This is a genomic window from Streptomyces triticisoli (assembly GCF_003270085.1).
GTDB lineage: Bacteria > Actinomycetota > Actinomycetes > Streptomycetales > Streptomycetaceae > Streptomyces > Streptomyces triticisoli.
In genome coordinates this window covers 1-1350 of the sequence record NZ_QFDQ01000194.1, presented here as the reverse complement: position 1 = coordinate 1350, position 1350 = coordinate 1, and the positions used below count along the sequence as shown (strand labels likewise).

Genomic DNA, 1350 nt, shown 5'->3' with positions numbered 1-1350 from the left:
GGTCGCGGCCGGGGCGGCGGGGGCCGGTTCGCCGGCGGGGGTGGCCACGGCCGCCAGCGCGGCGACGGTGCGGCACTCGAAGACGGTCCGCGCGGTGAGCCCGAGGCCGCCGGCGCGGGCGAGCGCCACCACCCGCATCGCGGAGATGCTGTCACCTCCCAGGCTGAAGAAGTCGTCGTCCAGGCCGACGCGAGCGGTGCCCAGCACCTCGGTGAAGGCGTCCGCCAGGAGCCGTTCCTCGGGGGTCCGCGCCACCCGGTGCGGTCGTCGCGCGACCTGCGGTTCGGGCAGGGCAGCGCGGTCCAGCGTGCCGTTCGCCGTGAGCGGCACGCTGTCCAGGACGACGAAGGCGGCGGGCACGAGGTGCTCAGGGAGCCGGGCGCCGGCGAAGCGCCGCAGTTCGGTCACGTCCAGGCCGGCGCTGAAGTCCACGTCCAGGCCGGCGGCGCCCAGGCGCCCGGGGGTGGCGGGGACGACGTGGGCGACGAGCCGGTCGGGGCGGCCGGGTCCGTCGGACCAGGCGGTCACGGCGGCCTGGGCCACTCCGGGGTGGGCGGTGAGGACGGCCTCGACCTCGCCGGGATCGGCCCAGAGGCCGCGGATCCGCACCCGCCGGTCGGCGCGGCCGACGTACTCCAGTTCGCCGTCGGCGTTCCAGCGGGCCAGGTCGCCGGTGCGGTACATGCGCGTGCCGGGCGGGCCGAAGGGGCAGGGGACGAAGCGGTCCGTGTGGAGTCCGCCGTCCAGCACGTGGACACCGGTGTTCCGGACCGGCCGTCCGATCGGCACGGTGGCCGCCCCGGTCCGGTGTTCCCACGCGGTGACGTCCAACGCGGTCTCCTCCGGCCCGTACACGTGGTGGACCGGTACGTCGCAGAGTTCGCGGAACCGTGCCGCCAGGCCTGCCGAGAGCGCCTCCCCGCCGCACAGGACGCGCCGCAGGCCCTTGCAGGCGGTGGCGGCGGTCTCGTCGCGCACGAGGTTGGCGAGCACGGACGGGACGACGTGCAGGGTGGTGGCGCCGGTCCGGCGGACCGCGTCGGCGAGCGCGGCGGCGTCCCGGTGGACGTCCTGCGCCGCCATGACGACGGCGGCACCGGTGGTCAGCGGCCAGAGCAGTTCCCACACGGCGGCGCCGAGGCTCGCCGGGGCCTTGTGCAGCACCCGGTCGGAAGCGTCCAGCCGGTGGCGCTGCTGCATGCCGCGCAGCCCGTCGGCGAGCGCGGCATGGGTGAGGACGACGCCGCGGGTCCGGTCGGACGTCCCCGAGCCGTAGCGCAGGTACGCGGCGTCCGCGCCGGAAGGGGCGGCGAGCGGCGCGGGGTCCGGCGCCGGCGCGCCGTCCCGCGG

1 protein-coding gene is annotated in these 1350 nt (G+C 77.6%); it reads right to left on the bottom strand.

The features are described from left to right. On the bottom strand, positions 1 to 1350 hold a 1350-nt coding region (locus DEP02_RS25140; RefSeq protein ID WP_157977535.1), incomplete at both ends, for a non-ribosomal peptide synthetase.